1 protein-coding gene is annotated in these 311 nt (G+C 62.4%); it reads right to left on the bottom strand.

The features are described 5' to 3' along the window. Nucleotides 1-311 (bottom strand): hypothetical protein (locus tag JIN78_RS18060; RefSeq protein WP_200393207.1); only part of this gene is annotated, 311 nt, incomplete at both ends.

The following is a 311-nucleotide window of genomic DNA, read 5'->3' as shown; positions in this document are numbered from 1 at the left end:
TGGCTGTTGCTTTCTTCGGCGAGAGCTTCTTGCAAAAGCGCCAGAGTTGCCCGCACCAGCGAGAGATCGCCCCAAGCGGTGTCGGTCACTGCTTCCCGGATCTGCCGACCGAAGAGGGGAGAGTGGGGGGCAATAGCTTCCTCGGCACGAGCATTGTTGTAGATGGTGGCCCGCTCTCCAGCGGTGGCGAGGTAGCTTCGCCATCCGTCCGGCTGGTGCAGGTCCCCGCGAGTGAGAAAGAGAAAGGCCATCTGGGGAGCGGGGGCGAGTTCGGTGCGCTCAGGGGTTTTCGGTTCGGCTGGTTGTTCTTT

Source organism: Roseibacillus ishigakijimensis (assembly GCF_016595415.1).
Classification (GTDB): Bacteria; Verrucomicrobiota; Verrucomicrobiia; order Verrucomicrobiales; family Akkermansiaceae; genus Roseibacillus; species Roseibacillus ishigakijimensis.
Note: the sequence above shows the minus strand (reverse complement) of the source record. Positions and strands in the feature narration are given on the sequence as shown.